Below are 20074 nucleotides of genomic sequence, written 5' to 3'. Positions count from 1 at the left end.
GCCGACGGCCCCGACGCCGGGTTCCGCAAGATCCTCGTCACCGAACCCGAACACCCCTACACCGGGAACTGGTGGCCCACCGGCCACGGCCTGGGCTACGAACACCTCTTCACCCACCAGGCCGTCGACCTCATCCACGCCATCGCCGAAAACCGGCCGCCCTCACCCTCCTTCGCCGACGCCCTCCAGGTCCAAAAAGTCCTCGCCGCCATCGAAACCAGCGCCGGCAACAACAGCCACTGGCACACCCTCTGAGAGGAAAGACCATGACACGACCCATCACCCTCTTCACCGGCCAGTGGGCCGACCTGCCCTTCGAAGAGGTGGCGCGGCTCGCCGGCGAGTGGGGCTTCGACGGCCTGGAGATCGCCTGCTGGGGCGACCACCTGGACCCGCAGCGCGCCGTCGAGGACGACGCCTACCTCCAGGGCCGGCTGGACATCCTGGACAAGCATCAGCTCAAGGTCCACGCGATCGCCAACCACCTCACCGGACAGGCCGTCTGCGACGACCCGATCGACGAGCGCCACGAGGGCATTCTTCCCGCCGATGTGTGGGGCGACGGCGACCCCGAAGGGGTCCGTGCCCGCGCCGCCGAGGCCATGAAGACCACGGCCCGCGCGGCCGCCAGGCTGGGCGTGCAGACGGTCACCGGGTTCACCGGATCCTCGATCTGGAAATGCGTTGCCATGTTCCCACCCGCCTCGGACGCCATGATCGAACGCGGCTACCAGGACTTCGCCGACCGCTGGAACCCGATCCTCGACGTCTTCGAGGACGAAGGGGTCCGTTTCGCCCTCGAGGTCCACCCGTCCGAAATTGCCTACGACTACTGGACCGCCAAGCGCACCCTGGAAGCCATCGGCCACCGGGAGAGCTTCGGCCTGAACTTCGACCCGTCCCACTTCGTGTGGCAGGACCTGGACCCCGTGATGTTCCTGCAGGACTTCGCCGAGAAGATCTTCCACGTCCACATCAAGGAATCCGTCCGCCAGCTCAACGGCCGCAACGGCCGGCTCGGCTCCCACCTGCCGTGGGCCGACCCCCGCCGCGGATGGGACTTCGTCACTGCCGGCCATGGCGACGTCAACTGGGAACCGATATTCCGGACTCTGAACGCGATCGGATATCAGGGACCCACAAGCGTCGAATGGGAGGACGCCGGCATGGACCGCCTGCTAGGCGCACCGCAGGCCCTCGCCCTGGTCAAGGAACTTGCCACCATCACACCGCCCGCGGCCGCCTTCGATGCAGCCTTCGCCGCCCGCTGAGCCGGCCACGGCCACAACAAACCAACAACAGAGGATCCCCATGACAAACCATCAGAAAACCGCGCTCGTGGTGCGCGGCGGCTGGGACGGGCACCAGCCCGTTGAGGCCACCGAGGAGTTCATCCCGTACCTGAAAGCCAACGGCTACGAGGTCCGGGTGGAGGAATCGCCCAAGATCTACGCCGATGCCGACTACATGGCCGGCGTGGACCTGATCATGCAGTGCATGACCATGTCCACCATCGAAAAGGACGAATTCGAGGGCCTCCGCACCGCCGTCGAGAACGGCACGGGCCTGGCCGGCTGGCACGGCGGCATCGCGGATTCCTACCGCAACACCTCGGACTACCTGCACCTGATCGGCGGCCAGTTTGCCTGCCACCCGGGCAAACACCCGGATGAGCGAACGGGCGGGCAACCTGACAACTACGTCCCGTACGCGGTCAACATGCTCCCTGCGGCCGCGGAGCATCCAATCACTGCCGGCCTCGGCGACTTCGACCTCGTCACCGAACAGTACTGGGTCCTCGCCGACGACTACATCGACGTCCTGGCCACCACCACCCAGAAGGTCCGCGAATGGGACCCCTGGCACCGGGAAGTCACCTCGCCCGCCATCTGGACCCGGCAGTGGGGCAAGGGCAGGATTTTCGTCTGCACCCCGGGACACCGCGTCGAAGTCCTCCAGGACAGCAATGTCCGCACCATCATCGAAAGGGGCCTGCTGTGGGCAAGCCGATAGACCTGAACCAGCCAATCAACACAGACCAGCCATTCAACACAGACCAGCCAATATACACAGACCAGCCAATAGACACAGGCCGGCCAACAAACGTTGGAATCATCGGCTGTGGAGCGATCATCGCCCAGTACCTGGTCAACTTCCGCCGACTTCAGGACAATGACCTCATCAACCTCGTCGCCGTCGCGGACCTTGACCCGGCCCGGGCGCAGGCAGTTGCCGACTCGTACGACGGCGTTCGGGCGCTCACGGTCGACGCGCTCCTGGCCGCCGACGACGTCGATCTCGTCCTGAACCTGACCATCCCCGCGGCGCACGCCGAGATCGCCCTTCGTGCGATTGCCGCCGGCAAATCCGTCTACGGCGAGAAGCCGCTGGCGGCAACCACCACGGAGGCCCGCCAGGTGCTCGACGCTGCGCGGGCAGCCGGCGTCGTGGTCGGCTGCGCCCCGGACACCGTGCTCGGCACCGGGATCCAGACCGCCCGGAAGGCGATCGACGACGGACTGATCGGCCGGCCCATCTCCGCGACCGCCACCATGGTTACGCCCGGGCATGAGCGCTGGCACCCGAACCCGGACTTCTATTACCAGCCCGGCGGCGGCCCGCTGCTGGACATGGGACCGTACTACGTCTCGGCCCTGGTCACCCTGCTCGGACCCGTGGTCTCGGTGATCGGTGCCGCCAGCCACACCCGCGACGAGCGGACCATCGGCTCGGGCGCACGCGTTGGCCAGAGCGTGCCCGTGGCAATCGACACCCACGTCACCGGCGTCCTGGTCCACGCCTCGGGCGCCTTGTCCACGCTGGTGATGAGCTTCGATGCCGTGAAGACCAAGAGCCCCAACATCGAAATCCACGGCGAGCACGGCTCCCTCGTGGTCCCGGATCCCAACCACTTCGACGGCGACGTGCAGCTCTTCGCCCTCGGCGCCGAGGACTGGCAGAGCCTTCCGGTCTCCGCCGGCTACGAAGACTCGGGGCGCGGCTTCGGCGTCGCGGACCTCATCCGCACGCCGGCCGGCCAGGAGCCACGGGCAGGGGGTGTCCTGGCTTTCCACGCCCTGGAAGTGATGGAGTCCGTGCTGGAGTCGGCACACACGGGTGCGCCGGTCCGGATCGCCAGCACGGCACCGCGGCCCGCTCCGGTCGAACTGGCCGCCATCGCGCAGTCACCCGTGGCGGCCGGTTCCTAGGGACCGCCCAGCCCTACCGCCTTCCCTTCAACCCACTGCCCTCTAACCCACTGCCCGGCCGAAGTCGCCGGAAACCTGCGGACTCGCCGGAACTTTCCGGCGAGTCCGCAGGTTTCGGGCGATTTCGCGTGTTGGGGGGCGTTTGGGGGGCGTTGGGAGGAACCCGGGGCGCGGCGTCAGGAGGTGTCAGTCGGCGGAGCCCTGGTCGGCGTCGAACCCGGCAAGGAGGCGCCGGGAGGCCGTGTCCATGTGGGAGCGCATGGCTCCCGTCACGGCGGCCTCGTCCCGCGATTCGAGCGCGCGGAAGATTTCCCGGTGCTCGGCCAGGGCCGCCGCTGCGTGCCCCTCATCCGTCAAGGCGCGGTCCACCCAGATGCGCAGCAGCGAACGGATGCTCTGCAGCAGTTCCTGCAGCACCTGGTTGCCGGACGCGGCGGCTATTTCGCGGTGGAAGGCGGCGTCGGCCTCCACGAACGTTGCCAGGTCCCCGAGGTTGAGCTCCATGGTGGCCAGATTTTCGCGCATCCGGTCCAGGGCGTCGTCGGTGATGCGCTGGGCGGCGAGCTGGCAGGCCTGAACCTCGAGTCCGCTGCGCAGCTCCACGAGTTCGCGGGTGCGCGGGGCGCCCAGCATGAGGCCCCAGCTCAGCGTGCGGGGGAGGAGCTCGGAGATGCCGTCGCGAAGGTAGGTTCCGGAACCCGGCCGGACAATGACAATCCCCAGGATCTCCAACGCCGCGAGGGCTTCACGGACCGCCGAGCGTCCGACCCCCAGCGAGGCGGCGAGCTGGCGCTCGGCCGGCAGGCGGGTCCCGACGGCGATCTCGCCGCTCGTGAAGTACCCAAGCAGGCGTTCCGCGACCTCGGAGACAACCGAGCCTTGCTCCATGGAACCGAGTGCGGCACTTATTTTGGCCGTTGAAGCGGCGGAATTTACGGACACCTTCAAAGCGTAACAACCCGGACCAGCCGCGCCATGCAGACTTCCGTCTGTGAAATAAACATGTCAACCGGTTGACCAATTTAGGATGGACGCCGTATGGTTTTTATCACACGCTTAGTTGGGCCTGGCCAGCTCTCCAGAACTACGCGATGAGACCAATCCCCATGCTTCCAGCGCAGGAGGCGGCCGGGACATCAACATCTAGGAGTCAATGTGGACACCACGCAATCAGTGGTCGAAAGATCTGCAATCAAGAAGGTGGCAGTGCGGCTGGTGCCGTTTGTCGCCCTCATGTTCTTCATCAACTATCTGGACCGCACGGCCATCTCCTTCGCCGGCCCCAACGGCATGAATACCGACCTCGCCCTCTCAGCGGCCCAGTTCGGCTTCGCCTCCGGCGTCTTCTTCATTGGCTACATCCTGCTGGAAGTCCCCAGCAACCTCGCCCTGCACAAGTTCGGCGCCCGCCGCTGGCTGGCCCGCATCATGGTCAGCTGGGGCATTGTCTCGCTGCTCTTCACCTGGGTGGGCAACGTGGAGCAGCTCTACGTCCTGCGCTTCATCCTGGGCGTAGCCGAGGCCGGATTCTTCCCCGGCGCCATCCTCTTCCTCAGCCTGTGGGTCCCGTCGCGGCACCGCAGCAAGATCCTTGCCCTGTTCTACCTGGCCCAGCCGCTGACCACTGTCATCGGAGCCCCGCTGGCCGCCCTCCTGATCCAGCAGCATGGCCTCTTCGGCCTCGAAGGCTGGCGCGTCATGTACTTCGGTGTCGCCATCCCCGCCATCCTGATCGGCGTCGCCGCCTGGTTCTACCTCGCGGATTCCCCGGCCAAGGCCAAGTGGCTGACCGCCGAAGAGAAGACCTGGTTGACCGGAGCGCTGGAGCAGGAAAAGAACGCAACCGCCGCGGGCAACAAGCACGTCAGTGTCCGCACGGTCTTCGGCAACGGCCGCGTCTGGATGCTCGCCCTGATCTACTTCGGCTTCATCTACGGCCTGTATGCGCTCGGATTCTTCCTGCCGACCATCATCTCCGGCTTCGAGGGTCTGTACGGCGCCAAGTTCGACATCTTCCAGAAGGGCCTGATCACGGCCATCCCGTACCTGCCGGCAGCCTTTGCCCTGTACTTCTGGTCCAAGGACGCCACCAAGCGCGGTGTGAAGACCTGGCACATCGCCGTCCCGGCCCTCATCGGCGGCCTGAGCATTCCGCTGGCCCTCTTCGCGGGATCGCCGGCAGCGACGATCGCGGTCATCACCCTCACGGCGATGTCCATCTTCGCCGCCCTGCCGAACTTCTGGACGGTCCCCACCCAGTTCCTCACCGGAGCCGCGGCCGCCGCCGGGATCGCCCTGATCAACACCGTGGGCAACCTCGCAGGATTCAGCGCCGGCTACGTCACCGGCTGGCTCAAGGACTGGACCGGCAGCTACAACGTGCCCATGTTCGTGGTGGGTGGCTTCATGATCCTTTCGGCCATCCTCATGGTGGTGCTTGCCCGCAGGGGCACTGCCAACGTGACGGCCACGGACCTCTCAGCCACAGCAGGGGAGCCCGAGGCCGCGGAGTCAGCCGCCGCCCGCTAGCGGACGCAGCCCCGCTCCCACCAAACCGGTGCCCGCCGCGTGCCACACGGCCGCGGCGGGCACCCACCAAGCAGCTTTCCCTCTTCCAGGAGTACCCCCATGACCCGCCTGTTCAATGACCCCGCAGCCTTCGCTGACGAAATGATCGAAGGCTTCGTCGCCTCCCACAGCCGCTGGGTCAGGCGCGTCTCCGGCGGCGTAGCCCGCAACACGCGCAGCACCCCCAGCACCGTGGCGCTCGTGATCGGCGGCGGCTCCGGCCACTACCCCGCCTTCGCCGGACTCGTCGGCCAGGGCCTCGCCCACGGCGCCGCAATGGGCAACCTCTTTGCCTCCCCGTCCGCGCAGCAGATCTACGACGTGGCGAAGGCCGCCGACAACGGCGCCGGCGTCCTCCTGGGCTACGGCAACTACGCCGGCGATGTCCTGCACTTCAACCAGGCCCAGGCCCGGCTCCGCGCCGAAGGCATCGACTGCCGCAGCATCGCCGTCACCGACGACGTCTCCTCCGCCCCGCTCACCGAGCGGGCCAAGCGCCGCGGGATCGCCGGCGACCTCACCGTCTTCAAGGTGGCCGCCGCCGCTGCCGAGGCCGGCTACAGCCTGGACCAGACCCTCGAGATCGCCGAGCGCGCCAACCACCGCACCCGTTCCTTCGGCGTCGCCTTCACCGGCTGCACCCTGCCCGGTGCCGACCACCCGCTGTTCTCCGTCCCCGAGGGCCGGATGGCCGTCGGCATGGGCATCCACGGCGAGCCCGGCATCGGCGAGACGGGCATCCCGACGGCGGACGAACTCGCCGAGCTGCTGGTCAGCAGCCTCCTGGCGGAGGTTCCAGACGGCGTCGAGGTGAAGGGTGCGCGCGTGGTTCCCATCCTCAACGGCCTGGGCAGTGTCAAATACGAGGAACTCTTCGTCGTCTACCGCCGCGTCGCCCAGCTCCTCGCCGAGGCCGGCCTGGACGCCGTGGACCCGCAGGTGGGCGAACTCGTCACGAGCTTCGACATGGCCGGCACCTCCCTCACGCTGTTCTGGCTCGACGAGGAACTCGAGACCCTCTGGCACGCGCCCGCCGACGCCCCGGCCTTCCGCCGCGGCGCCGTCACCGCGGCCGCCCTCGAGGCCGCCGACTTCACCGACCCGTCCGAGATCGAAGCGTCCATCCCGGAGGCTACCGACGAATCCCGTGCCAGCGCCGTACGGGTCCTGGCCGCTCTCGGCGCCGCGAAGAACGTGGTGGACGCCAACGCCGAGGAGCTCGGCCGGATCGATGCGGTGGCCGGCGACGGTGACCACGGCATCGGCATGGAACGCGGCGTCCGCGCCGCCGTCGACGCCGCGGCAGCCGCCGTCGCCCGCGGAGCCGGGGCAGCCACGACCCTCCACCTCGCCGGCGACGCCTGGGCAGACAAAGCCGGCGGCACCTCCGGCGCCCTCTGGGGCATGGCCTTGCGGGCCGTCGGGGATGCGCTCGGAAACACCAACGCCCCCGACGCCGGCGCTGTCGCCGCCGGAGTCGCCGGCGCCGCGGCCGCCATCATGGACTTCGGCAAGGCCGCGCCGGGCGACAAGACCCTCGTGGACGTCCTGGTCCCGTTCCGCGACACCCTCGCCGGCCGCGTGGACGCCGGGCAGTCCCTCACACAGGCCTGGGGCGCCGCCGCCACCGTTGCGCAGCAGGCCGCGGAAGATACCGCGCAGCTCCTGCCCCTCATGGGCCGGGCCCGCCCGCACGCCGAGAAGAGCCTCGGCACCCCGGACGCGGGCGCGGTGTCCATGGCACTGATCGTCCGGGCAATCCACAACACTCTCCTCGAAAAAACAGTCGAGGGAAAAACAGTCAAGGAGAACGCATGAGCGCCAAACTGCGCCTGGTTATCGGATGCGATGACGCCGGATTCGAATACAAGGAAGCCCTGAAGGCGGACCTTGAAGCCAACGGGCTGGTCGAGTCCGTCCGCGATGTCGGCGTCGACGCCACCAGCCACACCCCCTACCCCTCCGTGGCCATCGCTGCCGCCGAACTCATCGCCGCCGGCGAGGCGGACCGCGCCCTGCTGGTCTGCGGCACCGGCCTCGGCGTGGCCATCGCCGCCAACAAGGTCCCCGGGGTCCGCGCCGTCACCGCGCACGACAGCTTCTCGGTCGAACGCTCCGTCCTGAGCAACAACGCCCAGGTCCTCACGTTCGGCCAGCGCGTCGTCGGCCTGGAACTGGCCCGCCGGCTGGCCCGCGAGTGGCTGACCTACACGTTCGACGAAACCTCGGCCTCGGCCGAGAAAGTCACACTGATTAAGGACTACGAGGGTGTCACTTCCTGCTAACACCGCCGCAGGCGGAACGGCCACAGCCGCTGGCCGCGCCGCTGGCCGCGCCGCTGGCCGCGCCGCTGGTACAGCGCAGCCCGGTGCCATCATCGGCGTCAGCCTGAAAATGTACTTCGGCTACCAGCGCACGCTGGACTACTGCCGCGAGGTCGCCGCGATCGCCCTGACACACCCCGCCGTGCAGAGCGGCGAGATTGAACTGTTTGTCCTGCCCGCGCTGCCGGCGCTGCCGGAGGCAGCCCGGATCCTCGGCGTGGCCGGGGCGGGCGCCGGCGCGCAGGACATCTTCTGGGAGGACGAGGGCGCCTACACCGGCGAGGTTTCGGGCCGGACCGTGTCCGAGCTCGGCGGACGCTACGCCGAAGTGGGCCACGCCGAGCGGCGCCGGATCTTCGGCGAGGATGACCGGACCATCGGGCTCAAGACCGCCGCCGCCTACCGCAACCGGCTCACCCCGGTGCTCTGCGTCGGGGAGCTGCAGCCCGGCTCGGTGGAGGAAGCCATCCGGCACTGCACCGCGGACATCGACGCCGCGCTCAACCGGGCACGGTCCCTCGGACCGGCTGCCCGAACCATCGTGGCCTACGAACCGCAATGGGCCATCGGGGCCCCGGAACCCGCCACCCCGGAGTACATCAGCGCCGTCATCGCCGGACTGGACGCGCACTTGCGCTCACTGCCCGGCCAGGCCGGCAGCCGGGTCATTTACGGCGGAAGCGCCGGCCCGGGCCTGATCAGCCGGCTCGATCCCGCCGTCGCCGGGCTGTTCCTGGGCCGCTTCGCCCACGACCCGCAGGCGCTCAGGACCATCCTGGACGAAACCGCCGCACGCCTGGGACTCCTGTCCGGAACGGCGGCAGCATGAGCGCCACGACCGGCCAGGGTTCAAAAATCGGCCTGAGCAGTTACGCCTTCTTCTGGCAGCTCTCGGACCGTGTCTCCGCGCCGCTTGACCTCGACGAAGCACTGGCCGAGACCGCGGCCCTGGGCGTGGACCTCTTTCAGATCTGCGACTACGCCCCGCTGGAGGCCATGACCGACGCCGACCTGGTGTCCGTCCGGGCCACGGCCGACTCGCTGGGCATCGCCCTGGAGCTCGGCACCAAGGGCATCCGGCCGGACCATCTCCGGAAGTTCCTGCACATCGCCGGGGTCCTGGGTGCACCGCTGCTGCGGACCATGTTCAACGTCCCGGGCCACACCCCGGACGCGGACCAGGCCGTGGCCGCCTTCACCGAGGTCCTGCCCGAGTTCGAGGCCGCCGGCGTGAAGATCGCCGTGGAAACCTACGAACAAGTCCCCACCTCCCGCGTCCTGGACGTCATCGCCCGCGTGGGCAGCCCGTACCTGGGCATCTGCAGCGACCCCGCGAACACCGTGGCGGCGCTGGAATCCCCGCGCGAGGTGATTGACGCCGTCGCGCCGTATGTCCTGAACATGCACATCAAAGACTTTGCGTTCAGCCGCAAGGAGGGGTGGGTCGGGTTCACGTACTCCGGCGCTCCCCTCGGCGACGGCCTCCTGGATTATGCCTACATGGCCGGGAAGCTGCAGCCCAAAGAAAGAAATATCAACCAGATCATCGAGCACTGGCTGCCGTGGCAGGCCTCCGAAGAAGAGACCATCCGCCTCGAAAAGCAGTGGACCCAGCAAAGCCTCGATTTCCTAAGGAGTAACTGAAATGTCAGCAGAACAATTGACCGTCGCCGTCATCGGAGCCGGAGGCAAAATGGGGCTGCGTGTTTCAGCCAACCTCCAGAAGAGCGCCCACACCGTCTACCACAGCGAAAACTCACCGGCAGGCCAGGAACGCGTCCGCGCCGAGGGCCGGGCGATCAGCACCACCGAGGACGCCATCAAGGACGCCGACGTCGTGATCCTCGCCGTCCCGGACACCGTCCTGGGCGTCGTGTCCCACGGCGTGGTCCCGCAGATGAAGTCCGGCGCCATCCTGCTCACCCTCGACCCGGCCGCGGCCTACGCCGGCCTGCTGGCCAAGCGCGAGGACGTCGTCCAGGCCGTGGCGCACCCCTGCCACCCCTCGGTCTTCCTCGAGCGCACCACCAAGGAAGAATGGGCCGACACCTTCGGCGGCCAGGGCGCCCCGCAGAACGTGGTTGCCGCGATCGACGAGGACGCCACCGAGGCCGCCCGCGCCGCCGCCGAGGCCACCATCAAAGTCATCTACGCCCCCGTGATCGACGTCCACTGGGTCACCGTGAAGCAGCTCGCCATCCTCGAGCCCACCCTCGTGGAAACCGTCGCCTGCATGATCGGCACCTTGCTCAAGGAAGCCCTGCACGAGACCGTGCACACCGCCGGTGTCCCGGAAGAGGCCGCCAAGGCCATGCTGTTCGGCCACGTCCAGATCGCCCTGACCAACGCCCTGCGCGGCTCCAACCCGTTCTCGGAGGCCTGCGAAATCGCCATCCAGTACGGCAAGGACACCATCATCAAGGACGACTGGAAGAAGATCTTCGACGACTCCGAGCTCGACTACGTCATCGCCAAGATGCTCAAGCTCGAGCCCGCCGTCCAGGCCTGACCCGACGCACTACTCCGGGGCCCGTGCCCTGTAGTCCCGTGCCCTGCGCGAATTCGCCGGAAAGCTGCGAGGTCGCTGGAAATTTCCGGCGACCTCGCAGGCTTCCGGCGAATTCGCGCGCCAGGCCGGAGGAACCGTCAGATGGTCCGCGGGGCCTTGGCCACGTTCTCGGCCAGCTCGGCCGCGTTCTGCCGGATCACGTAGGCCGGGCGGTCCCGCTCCGTGCGCCAGCTTTCGGACAGCGGGCCCATGTTGACGGTGTCGAATCCGAATTCGTCATAGAGCCGCGTGACAAGCTCCGCCGCTTCCGGGAAGTCGCTTGCCGTGGCCAGGGCCCGGCGGTTGGGTGTGCCGCCCGGGGCGCCGTCGGTGGTGATCTGGGAGAACAAGATGTGGTTGAAGGCCTTGGCCACCTTGGACTGGGGAAGGTGCTCCTGCAGCAAGCCGGAGGTAGTGGCCTCGCCGGCATCCAGGGCCGGGAAATGCCCGTCGCGTTCCCAGTAGTAATTGTTGGTGTCGAGGACGATCTTGCCCGCCAGCGGCTCCACGGGCACGTCCGCGAGGCTTCTGAGCGGCACGGTCACGACGGCGAAGTCGCCGGCCGCCGCGGCCTCGGCCGGCGTTGCCGCCCGGGCTTTGGGCCCCAGCTCCGCAACGAGCCCCGCCAGGGATTCCGGCCCCCGGGAGTTGCTGATCACGACGTCGTAGCCGAGTTCCACGGCCTTGCGGGCGATCTGGCCGCCAATGTGTCCTGCACCGATGATTCCGATTGTTGTCATGTCCGGACCAACACCCGGACGCCCACGGATATTTCGCCAGCTACCGGGTGTGCGCCCGGGGCCGTCAGCCCACTGGCCTGCCTAGTAGCCGGAAACCTGCGAGTTCCGGCGAACTCGCAGGTTTCCAGCGAACTCGGGCGTGGGCGAAGCTTTAGGCCGTGGTCCCCGGTTCGTCGTCGATATCCGGGCCTTCTGCCGCATCCTGGGAATGGGCCCGGTCGTCAAAGGGTTCAGCCGTTGCGTCGCCCTCGGCGGGGGTCTCGCTGTGGGCGCGTTCCGGCGCCTGTGAGTCCTGGCTCATGTCCGCTCCTCTGCTGCGAATCCTGCGGTGGATTGTCGACTATTGATCATCTAGCTCCCGCAGTCACAGGGCTGTCAAGGCCTTCCGGATCCGTGCGGTGTCAGAGCGGTGCCCGGCCGGCCGGGCGGCTGGAATCCCTTTTGGGTTCCTTGCGGGGGCGCAGGGCATAGTCGCGCGCCCGTTTGCTGGAGAGTGCCAGAAGCAGCAGGATGTCCAGCGTCAGGCCGGGCAGATTGGACACCAGCGTGATGTCGGGACCGCCGTGGAGGACGTCGAAGGCCTGGATGCAGATGGCGCCCGTGCTGAGCGCCATGGCCAGTGTCCGGGCCCAGTTCCGGCCGAGGAACACAAACCAGGCCAGCAGGACGTAGGCCAGGGCAAAGACCAGGACCAGCACCGTTGCGATGCTGACGGCCACTTCAGCCTGGGCCTCCGTGATTCCCGGGCCGGTTGCGGGCCGCACCAGGGATCCCACGTGCGCGTCCCGGAAGGCCACCGTCGAGATGGCGAGCAGGACTGCCGCCGCCGCGCGGGCGGCGACGAAGATTGCCCCGATGATGGTGGGCGCCGGGCGCCTGTTCCGGCTGTCGCCCGGAAGCCTGCCGCCCGGAGAAGTTTCAGTTGGAGAAGTTTCAGTTGGAGAAGTGTCGCTTGGAGAAGTGTCCGTTGGAGGTAAGGCCGCCGGAGCCGCGGCGGTCTGCCTGAGATCCACGATCGGGAGGTCGCCGTCGGTGGTGATGGTGTCGCCTCCGCCGTTGCGTGCGTGATAGCCGGTCGAAAAGTCACGGATCACGCGGAGTTCGGCCGTGGGGTCTGCCTGGGTGATGGCTTCGACCACGTGGTCGCGTTCGGCGTCGGTGTTCTGAGCGATCTTGTGGGTGATCTGCAGGGTAAAAAGGGACAGCCCGACGCTGCGGTCATACGTGCCGGCAGCCAACCAGTCCACGGCCAGACCGCCGGGGAGCAGCCAGCCGGGCGGACAGCGCCAGAAACGGACGTGGTGCCGCTTGCCCGGGGTGCCATCAACTTCCTGCTGATAGGCAAAATCCTGTTGGCGGCCGAACAGGAACAGGGGACTCACCGGGGCCTCGAGGTAGCTGCGGTGCAGCAGCGTGGAGGAGACGATCCTCCGGCTGCTGGCCAGTGTCACGTCATCGGCCAGCGTCCAGCCCGCGGCCTGCATGACGCCGTGCACCTGCGGCCCGGATCCCAGCAGGGCCACGTTCACGGGATCGCCGAGAAGCCCGTCGCTGGTGCGCGCCCGGCCGATGAAGTAGTCGGGTACGTAGAGCCGGGTCAGGATTCTGTGCAGCCGGGGGAGCACCAGATAGGCGAGCAGGGCCCAGAAGACGAAGATGAACCAGACCTGTCCCCAGCCCCATTGGAAGCTCAGTTCTAACAGCAGCGAGGTCAGCCACACGGCCGCGACGCCACCCACTACGAAGAAGATGGTGTCCAGCAGGGAGTACGGCACCGCGTCGGCGGGGGCGGTGACCTCAACCGCGGCCTTGGTCATGGCCGTCATGTTACGCGCACCGGCGGCAGTTGGCTCGAAAGATGAAGCCCCAAAGGTTGACCCGGCCGCAGGTCTCTCGCGGCCGGGTCGTCCTTGCTGGTCCTCAGAAGCTGGTTGTCTGGGTCAGGTAGCCGTAGTACTTCGAGCTGATGGGGTGGACGGGATCGCCTTCGAATCCGTAGTCGTGGTGGCGCTTGGTGTATCCCTTCGTCAGGGACAAGTACTGTTCCATGACGTGCTCGGCTGATCCCGTGCAGGCCTTCTGGCTGATGCACAGGGCCACGGACCCTGCCACGGCCGGGCTGGCGAAGCTGGTGCCGTGGTTGATGCCGTACCCGCCCCCGGGAACGGTGGAGAGGATGCACTCGCCGGGGCCGGAGACCGTGTGGGCCTTGTCGTCGCTCGTGGTGGCGAAGTTAGAGAAGAATGCCGGATCGTCATCCTTTTGTCCGTACTTCGAAAAATCCGTGGTGCCGCAGGTTGGGGCGGCGAGGCCGCCGGGCTTCCCGTCGAAGTCGCCCATGGCGGTGGCGGTCAGCACCTGGTCGTAGGTGGCGGGCACTGTGTTCGCGAAGTCCTCACCGGCGTTGCCGGCCGCGACAGCGTAGGTGACACCGGCGCGGACTGAGCGGCAGATGGCGTAGTGCATCGGGTCCGTGCCCTTGCCGCAGTTAGGCGTGTCCGCGGCGCCGCCCGCGATGCTGATGTTGGCCACCGCGATGTCGTTGTTCGGGTCATCGTCCTTCTGTGTGGACGTCACCCAGTCGATGGCGCAGATCAGGCTCTGCTCGGAGATCAGGCCGTTGTCGTCAACCACCCGTACGGACCACAGCGGGGTTCCGGGGGCTGTCCCGATGACGCCCAGACGGTTGTTCTTGGCGCCGATGACACCCGCGACAAATGTTCCGTGCCCCAGTACGTCAATGGGTGTCACGTCCACCGGTGAGCCGGACTGGCAGTCAACGCCGCCCTTGACGTTCAGGTCCGGGTGGGTGGCATCGATGCCGCTATCGATCACGGCGACGTTGACGTTGATCCGCGAAGGCCCCTTGTCGAGCGCCTTCCGGACGTCTGAGTCCGTTCCGGCGATCCGCTCCCGCCAGAACGGCGTCTCCTGGCTGGCCGCGGATCCCAGATCCCGCGGCTGCTGGAAGGTCCGGCCCGCAGTGACGAAATCGACGTTGGGGTCGGCCTGAAGGCGTTTCGCCTGCGCCGCCGTCAGGGTGGCAGAGTAGCCGTTCACGGCGTTGCGGTAGACCTTGGATGCCGTGAATCCATAGGCGCTTTGCTGGGCGGCCGCCGCCGCCCCGGCGTCCACGACGCCGTCCTTGAGCACCACAATGTAGCTTTGCCCCGTTTCAGCCGCCGACGAGGGGGCGGCCGCCACCAGGGAAAAGCCGGAAACCAGCGCAAGGACACTCAGCGAGGCCAGCGCACGCCGAAGGGGGAGCCTGCCCCGTCTGGGAAGGGTGCTTCGCCGGTGTCTGCGCGGGACCCGCGCCACCGATGTTAGCTGCGGGTTTGACGCCTTGCGGCTGGCTTGGCTGAACATCGTGGCCTCCCATTAAGCGAGTTCGCTAATTCGAGTGCCCCCCGCCCATATCTTAAGCCTCCGGCCGTGTCTTATACCCGGGCCCTTTGAAAAAACTTGTGCAGCCCCCGGTCCGAGCCGGCCGCGGTCACGGCGGCCCGTAAGCCCTCAGGACTGCGGCTCCTGCCCAACTGACTCGCAGCAGGGGCCGTTATGAGCGCTCAAAGCGGCCCCTGCTGCGAGCCAGTTGGGAAACCCGCGGCCTCAGACCAGGCTGTCTTCCTTCACGCGTGCCGGGGTCGGCGCGCTCGTCGGTCCCCGGCCAGCCGCGTGGGCCGACGCCGCGGCGCGCACGGGGTGTCCGGCGTGTGACGTGTTGACGTGGTGGCCGAATGGGTTGAACCGGCTGAAACCGAGTTCAGCAAAGGCATAGGCGGTCTCGGCGTGCTCGGACCGGTCCACTCCGGCGAGTTCGTCCTCGCGGCTGACCCGGAACCCGAGCGTCTTGTGGATGGCGAGACCGATCACGGCGGTCCCGAGGCCGGACACCGCCACCGTGATGAGCACGGCCACGGTCTGCGCAATGACCTGGTGGAGCCCGCCGCCGTAGAGCAGGCCGCCGCCCGCGCCGTCCACCGGCAGGGCGATGAAGCCCAGCGCCAGGGTTCCGATCAGGCCGCCGCCAAGGTGGACGCCGACGACGTCGAGCGAGTCATCGAAGCCGAACTTGAACTTCAGGTCCACGAACACCGCACAGGCCGCACCGGCCACGAAGCCCAGGCCCAGCGCGGCGAGGGGGCTGATGTTGGCGCACGACGGCGTGATCGCCACCAGGCCGGCAACGGCGCCGGACGCCGCACCCAGGGAGGTGGGGTGGCCGTGGCGGACCTTTTCCACCACGAGCCAGCTGATCATGGCCGCGGCGGGAGCGGCCAGGGTGTTCACCCAGATCAGGCCGGCCTGTTCCACGGTGGTGGCGGCGCCGGCGTTGAAGCCGAACCAGCCGAACCACAGGATGCCCGCACCGAGCATGATGAAGGGGATGTTGTGCGGACGGTGGCCGGGGTCCTTGCCGAAGCCGTGCCGGTTGCCCAGGATCAGGACCAGTACCAGCGCCGCAGTGCCGGAGGCGATTTCCACGACGGTGCCGCCGGCGAAGTCGATGACCTGGCCGAAGACGGCACTCACGGCACCGCCGGCGCTCATGAGGCCGCCGCCCCAGACCATGAAGGCCAGCGGGCAGTAGACGAGGGTGATCCAGATGGGAACGAACAGGGCCCAGGAAGTGAATTTCGCGCGGTCCGCGATGGCGCCGCTGATGAGGGCCACGGTGAGGATGGCAAAGGTGGCGCTGTAGCCGGCCTTGATCAGGTCGGGCGAGCCGATGACGTTGCTCAGGCCGAAACTGGCGAACGGGTTGCCGAAGACGCCCAGGACGCCCTGCCCGGTAGTCATCGAGTAACCCCAGAGGACCCACACCACGCCGACGATCCCGACGGAGACGAAGCTCATCATCATCATGTTCAGTGAGGCCTTGGCCCGGGTCATGCCGCCGTAAAAGAGGCCAAGAGCCGGGGTCATCAGCAGAACGAGCGCCGCCGAAATGATCATCCAGACGCTTCCAGCAGTGAGTTCCACCGGGGGTCCCTTCTCGTCAGTCTTCCTTTGCCGGGACACGTCGCCACCGGCCCCCCGATCCGGATTTAATCCTCGCGGAGCCATGTTTCCGGCAGTGGGGCGGAAAGTTGCAGGCACGTTACAGGAATCGCGGCGGCGTGAAGTTCGCGTGACCGGCATGTTTCAGGCATGTAAACGGTGTCTCTTGCGGACGCCTTGTCCCGTACTGGGCGCTGGCGCCGCGAAGGGCGGAACGGCGGGGGCTGCAGGAGAATGCTGTGCCGGACGGCAGTGAGGCGCCGCCGCGAAGGAATATTGGCGTCACTGTGCGCTAGCGGAGGGTCCTCCCGCTGGCGCGAGAGTGCACCCACTGGCGGGCAGGGGCCGCGGTCAGCCCGGTCCGCTGGCCCGCTCGAGCGGAATCTCCAGGCAGCGGCCGGCCGCGTTCCAGCCAGTGGGCGTGCCGAGGTGCCGGCTCAGCCGCTGCATCCGGGCGGCAATATCGGGCCCCGCCCCGCGCGCCAGCCGGGCCTGGAACCCGGTGATGACCGTGGGATGCAGCCGCAGCATTCGGGGTTCGCCGCCGTCGGTATCGAGCACGAACACGAAGGACTGGTCATTGCGCTCTGCCGGGTCCACGGCGTAGTCGTCTATGAAGTCCCCGGCGCTGAAGATGATGGGCCGGTTCCGGTGGATCCCGACGCCGCGGAAGACATGCGGGGAGTGGCCGAAGACGACGTCGGCGCCGGCGTCGATCAGGTCCCGGGCGAGATCCCGGTGCCGGGCCGGGACGTCGTAACCCCAATTGCCTCCCCAATGGGCCGAGACGATCAGCAGTTGGACCCGGGACTTGGTCCGCCGGACCAGGTCCAGCAGATCGTCCAATCGGGCGGCACCGCCCCGGCCACCGCCGTCGTTCGCGGGAAAGCCCTTCAGTGGAACATACTCCACGGGAACGTAGTGGACTCCCGGGGCCGTGGGGCCGGCCTCCCAGTCGGGCTCGTTGTCAGTGAAGGCAATGACGCCGACGGCGGTGGTGCCCACGCGCCGCACGGCCGGCCTTCGGGCCGCGTCCAAGTCAAGGCCGGCTCCGGCATGCAGGATGCCGCGGCCATCCAGTACCGGGAGCATTTCCCGGAACGCATCCTGGCCGTAATCCAGGACGTGATTGTTGGCGAGCGAGACGACGTCGATCCCAGCCGCGAGGAGGCTGGCGACATTCTTCGGGTCGGAGCGGAAAGTGAAGACCTTGCCGGGCTCGGGCTCGCCGCCGGACGCCAGGACGCATTCGAGGTTGGCGATGCGGAGGTCCGCCTGCCGGAGGACCTCCAGCGTATCTCCCCACGGGTAGGTCGGCCCGGCCGTTGCCAGGTGCATGTTCACCAGGCGGCCCAGCATGACGTCTCCCAGCAGCGCAATCCGCATGGCCAGCCGGTCCGTCAGGTCATGGCCGGGGCTAGCTTTGGTAGCCCTCGACCTCGCTGACCGGCCGCACCTCCGCCTCGTCGGGGTTCTCTCCGTAGTCCTTTTTGGCGCGCCGCTGGCGGAGCAGGTCCCAGCACTGATCCAGCTGTTCCTCCACCTGCTGCAGCCTCAGGACATTGGGGGCTCCCGTCCCGGCCGGGGCGGAGCCTTCGCGGAGGTTGTGCTCTTCCGCCACGAGTTCCTTGATGCGCTCCAGGATGTCCTGGTTGTCCACGGTGTCCTCTTTTCGTCCGACGGCGGCGGTCCCCCTCCGCAGGTCCCTTCCCAGCCTACGGAGGGGGAGGGGCCCTGAACAGGGGTTCCCGCGGCACACCCGCCTGCGGCACACCTTGGCCTAGGGTCTTGGCCTAGCCAAGGAGTTCGTCCGGGTAACACCAGCGCCAGTCCTCGTCCGGCTCGATGCTGCGCATGACGGGGTGGCCGCTGGCTTTGAAGTGTTTGTAGGCATGGGTTCCGGACGAGGAATCGCAGCAGGCCACGTTGCCGCACTGCGCGCACATCCGCAGGTGAACCGTCGTCGTCCCTTCCCGCACGCACGCGGCGCAGAAGGGATCGGCCGGAACGGCCGGGGCCGGGGCCGATTCCAGGTGCGGGCACACGCCGCGGGGGCGGGCGATCCCCTCGCCGCCGCTGCCGCCGTCAGCGTCTGGTTCTTCCAGTGTGGCGTCCAGCATGGACTCTTCGACATCGAGGCGGTCAAGGACGTTAAGCAGGACCTCGTGCGCGTATCCGCCGCCGCGCCGCAGCTCGAGGACCTTGGCGCGCTCGGCGTCCAGCATCGCCAGCCGCAGCTGGGCGTAGCGCTGGCTGGGGGTGACCGATTCCGCGATGGGCCGTCCCAGCCGCTCCCACGCGGCAAGCCCGCGCTCCTGAGTGCGCCGCTTCAGCATCGCCACAACCTCCGGGGGGTCGGCGTCCGAGCGCAGTTCCTGGAGCCGCTGCACGCCCGCCGCCGTCGCCATCTGCATGAGCGACGCCTCGTTGAGCGCGTCCTCGCGCGCGTCCGGTCCCTTCAGGCGCAGCAGCCGGACCAGGGCCGGGAGTGTCAGGCCCTGCAGAATCAGCGTGCCGGCCACCACCACGAGGGCCATGAGGATCAGGACGGACCGGTGCTCCAACGCTGCCGGCAGGACCAGGACGGCGGCAAGGGTCACCACGCCGCGCATGCCGGCCCAGGAGACAATCACCGGAACTTTCCAGGACGGCCGGGGATCCTTGCGCCCGACCGCGGGAATGAGCCTCGGCAGGTACGTTGCGGGGAAGACCCAGACCGGGCGCAGGACCAGCACGGCCAGCAGCACCGCGGCGCAGCCGAGCCAGATCCGTTCCGGGCCCAGCGAGTCGTCCCGGACGCCCTCGATGATGGTGCGGACCTGCAGCCCGATCAGGAGGAACACAGAATTTTCCAGCAGGAACTGGACCGTGTGCCAGTTGCTGCGCTGGCTCAGCCGTGCGGCCCCGTTCGGCATGGACGGCGCCTTGGTCCCCATGATCAGCCCGGTGACGACGACGGCCAGTACGCCTGAAGCGTGGATCGCTTCCGCCGGAAGGTAGGCCACGAGCGGGGCGATCAGGGATATGGAGGTGTTGATGGAGACGTTGCGGATCCGTTTGCGGAGCGCGGTGAGCACGAAGGCCGCTGCAATGCCCACCACCAGGCCGCCGCCGGCAGCCAGGACGAAGCCGCCGGCGATCTCCGCGGCGGACACCGTTCCGGCGATGGCCGCGATGGCAGCGCGCAGGCAGACCAGCGCCGTGGCGTCGTTGACCAGCGACTCGCCTTCCAGGATGGTGACAATCCGCCGGGGCATGCCCACCTTTCGCGCGATGGCGGTCGCAGCCACGGCATCCGGCGGTGCGACGACGGCGCCCAGGGCCATGGCCGCCGCCAGCGGGATCTCGGGGAACAGCCAGGCGACCACCAACCCGATGCAGACGGTGCCGAAGATGACATAGCCCACCGACAGCAGGCCGATGGCGCGGCGGTTGGAACCGAAATCGAACAGCGAGGTCTGCAGGGCCGCCGCGTAGAGCAGCGGCGGCAGCAGCCCGACCAGCACGAGCTCGGGGTTCAGCTCGATGGTCGGGACGAAGGGGAGGAAGGAACATCCGACGCCGGCCAGCACCAGCAGGAGTGGGACTGACACGTTGATTTTGTGCCCGAGCGCGCTGCAGGCGCACACAACGGCGACCAGGGCCAGCAGCCCGAAAGCGACTTCCATTGGCCTATTCTGA

At 68.0% G+C, this 20074-nt stretch carries 17 protein-coding genes and 2 pseudogenes; 10 read left to right on the top strand and 9 right to left on the bottom strand.

Annotation, left to right across the window (positions count from 1 at the left end; genetic code table 11):
• The 4 genes and pseudogenes from AC1DDO_RS22535 to AC1DDO_RS22520 form a co-directional block, all read left to right on the top strand.
• A pseudogene (locus tag AC1DDO_RS22535) lies at positions 1–255 on the top strand (gfo/Idh/MocA family oxidoreductase); the annotation flags it as partial.
• Positions 256–266: 11 nt separating this feature from the next.
• Complete coding sequence (locus tag AC1DDO_RS22530; protein ID WP_476869793.1) at positions 267–1271, top strand: sugar phosphate isomerase/epimerase family protein; 1005 nt, start codon at positions 267–269, stop codon at positions 1269–1271.
• Between the two features lie 40 nt (positions 1272–1311).
• Positions 1312–2013, top strand: coding sequence for a ThuA domain-containing protein (locus tag AC1DDO_RS22525; RefSeq protein WP_476869794.1), 702 nt, complete (start codon positions 1312–1314; stop codon positions 2011–2013).
• Positions 2014–2081: 68 nt separating this feature from the next.
• The gene (locus AC1DDO_RS22520; RefSeq protein WP_476869801.1) at positions 2082–3209 is read left to right on the top strand and encodes a Gfo/Idh/MocA family protein; all 1128 of its coding nucleotides are present in this window, start codon (positions 2082–2084) and stop codon (positions 3207–3209) included.
• Between the two features lie 186 nt (positions 3210–3395).
• Here the strand turns inward: AC1DDO_RS22520 and AC1DDO_RS22515 are convergent, their stop codons facing one another.
• Positions 3396–4151: a FadR/GntR family transcriptional regulator gene (locus AC1DDO_RS22515; RefSeq protein WP_476869795.1), complete on the bottom strand. Its 756-nt coding sequence runs from the start codon at positions 4149–4151 to the stop codon at positions 3396–3398.
• A gap of 213 nt (positions 4152–4364) precedes the next feature.
• On the opposite strand from AC1DDO_RS22515, the gene AC1DDO_RS22510 reads away from it, so the two are divergent.
• The 6 genes from AC1DDO_RS22510 (at position 4365) to AC1DDO_RS22485 (ending at position 10610) form a co-directional block, all read left to right on the top strand.
• Positions 4365–5738: an MFS transporter gene (locus AC1DDO_RS22510; protein WP_476869796.1), complete on the top strand. Its 1374-nt coding sequence runs from the start codon at positions 4365–4367 to the stop codon at positions 5736–5738.
• Between the two features lie 99 nt (positions 5739–5837).
• The gene (locus tag AC1DDO_RS22505; RefSeq protein WP_476869797.1) at positions 5838–7595 is read left to right on the top strand and encodes a dihydroxyacetone kinase family protein; all 1758 of its coding nucleotides are present in this window, start codon (positions 5838–5840) and stop codon (positions 7593–7595) included.
• Complete coding sequence (locus AC1DDO_RS22500; RefSeq protein ID WP_441411317.1) at positions 7592–8062, top strand: ribose-5-phosphate isomerase; 471 nt, start codon at positions 7592–7594, stop codon at positions 8060–8062. Before AC1DDO_RS22505 ends, AC1DDO_RS22500 begins: the two co-directional genes overlap by 4 nt.
• Positions 8046–8930 carry a triose-phosphate isomerase family protein gene (locus tag AC1DDO_RS22495; RefSeq protein ID WP_476869798.1) on the top strand — a complete coding sequence of 295 codons (885 nt, stop codon included), beginning with the start codon at positions 8046–8048 and terminating at the stop codon, positions 8928–8930. Before AC1DDO_RS22500 ends, AC1DDO_RS22495 begins: the two co-directional genes overlap by 17 nt.
• A complete protein-coding gene (locus AC1DDO_RS22490; protein ID WP_476869799.1) occupies positions 8927–9745 on the top strand; it encodes a sugar phosphate isomerase/epimerase family protein in 819 nt (272 codons plus the stop codon). Before AC1DDO_RS22495 ends, AC1DDO_RS22490 begins: the two co-directional genes overlap by 4 nt.
• A gap of 1 nt (position 9746) precedes the next feature.
• On the top strand, positions 9747–10610 hold the full coding sequence (locus AC1DDO_RS22485) for a phosphogluconate dehydrogenase C-terminal domain-containing protein (protein ID WP_476869800.1): 864 nt from the start codon (positions 9747–9749) through the stop codon (positions 10608–10610).
• Positions 10611–10747: 137 nt separating this feature from the next.
• Here the strand turns inward: AC1DDO_RS22485 and AC1DDO_RS22480 are convergent.
• From AC1DDO_RS22480 to AC1DDO_RS22445, 8 genes and pseudogenes are all read right to left on the bottom strand, one after another.
• Positions 10748–11422: pseudogene (locus AC1DDO_RS22480) on the bottom strand (NADPH-dependent F420 reductase); the annotation flags it as partial.
• Positions 11423–11540: 118 nt separating this feature from the next.
• A complete protein-coding gene (locus tag AC1DDO_RS22475) occupies positions 11541–11690 on the bottom strand; it encodes a hypothetical protein (RefSeq protein ID WP_441411460.1) in 150 nt (49 codons plus the stop codon).
• A gap of 100 nt (positions 11691–11790) precedes the next feature.
• Positions 11791–13206, bottom strand: coding sequence for an LssY C-terminal domain-containing protein (locus AC1DDO_RS22470; RefSeq protein ID WP_476869207.1), 1416 nt, complete (start codon positions 13204–13206; stop codon positions 11791–11793).
• Between the two features lie 103 nt (positions 13207–13309).
• Complete coding sequence (locus AC1DDO_RS22465) at positions 13310–14593, bottom strand: S8 family serine peptidase (protein WP_476869208.1); 1284 nt, start codon at positions 14591–14593, stop codon at positions 13310–13312.
• A gap of 408 nt (positions 14594–15001) precedes the next feature.
• Complete coding sequence (locus AC1DDO_RS22460; protein ID WP_476869243.1) at positions 15002–16348, bottom strand: ammonium transporter; 1347 nt, start codon at positions 16346–16348, stop codon at positions 15002–15004.
• A 396-nt stretch (positions 16349–16744) separates the two neighbouring features.
• Entirely contained in the window at positions 16745–17779 is a 1035-nt protein-coding gene (locus tag AC1DDO_RS22455) for a CapA family protein (protein WP_476869209.1), read from the bottom strand.
• A gap of 31 nt (positions 17780–17810) precedes the next feature.
• Positions 17811–18053 carry a DUF2630 family protein gene (locus AC1DDO_RS22450; RefSeq protein ID WP_476869210.1) on the bottom strand — a complete coding sequence of 81 codons (243 nt, stop codon included), beginning with the start codon at positions 18051–18053 and terminating at the stop codon, positions 17811–17813.
• A 133-nt stretch (positions 18054–18186) separates the two neighbouring features.
• The gene (locus AC1DDO_RS22445; RefSeq protein ID WP_476972806.1) at positions 18187–20061 is read right to left on the bottom strand and encodes a Na+/H+ antiporter; all 1875 of its coding nucleotides are present in this window, start codon (positions 20059–20061) and stop codon (positions 18187–18189) included.
• Between the last annotated feature and the right edge of the window lie 13 nt (positions 20062–20074).

Source organism: Arthrobacter sp. 10N43, assembly GCF_056394525.1.
This window is presented reverse-complemented; position numbering and strand designations above follow the sequence as displayed.

Coding starts and splice junctions, on each gene's coding strand:
- AC1DDO_RS22485 (WP_476869800.1), top strand. CDS start 9,747: ATGTCAGCAGAACAATTGACCGTCGCCGTCATCGGAGCCGGAGGCAAA.
- AC1DDO_RS22460 (WP_476869243.1), bottom strand. CDS start 16,348: ATGATCATTTCGGCGGCGCTCGTTCTGCTGATGACCCCGGCTCTTGGC.
- AC1DDO_RS22445 (WP_476972806.1), bottom strand. CDS start 20,061: ATGGAAGTCGCTTTCGGGCTGCTGGCCCTGGTCGCCGTTGTGTGCGCC.
- AC1DDO_RS22500 (WP_441411317.1), top strand. CDS start 7,592: ATGAGCGCCAAACTGCGCCTGGTTATCGGATGCGATGACGCCGGATTC.
- AC1DDO_RS22505 (WP_476869797.1), top strand. CDS start 5,838: ATGACCCGCCTGTTCAATGACCCCGCAGCCTTCGCTGACGAAATGATC.
- AC1DDO_RS22490 (WP_476869799.1), top strand. CDS start 8,927: ATGAGCGCCACGACCGGCCAGGGTTCAAAAATCGGCCTGAGCAGTTAC.
- AC1DDO_RS22455 (WP_476869209.1), bottom strand. CDS start 17,779: ATGCGGATTGCGCTGCTGGGAGACGTCATGCTGGGCCGCCTGGTGAAC.
- AC1DDO_RS22475 (WP_441411460.1), bottom strand. CDS start 11,690: ATGAGCCAGGACTCACAGGCGCCGGAACGCGCCCACAGCGAGACCCCC.
- AC1DDO_RS22530 (WP_476869793.1), top strand. CDS start 267: ATGACACGACCCATCACCCTCTTCACCGGCCAGTGGGCCGACCTGCCC.
- AC1DDO_RS22525 (WP_476869794.1), top strand. CDS start 1,312: ATGACAAACCATCAGAAAACCGCGCTCGTGGTGCGCGGCGGCTGGGAC.
- AC1DDO_RS22470 (WP_476869207.1), bottom strand. CDS start 13,206: ATGACCAAGGCCGCGGTTGAGGTCACCGCCCCCGCCGACGCGGTGCCG.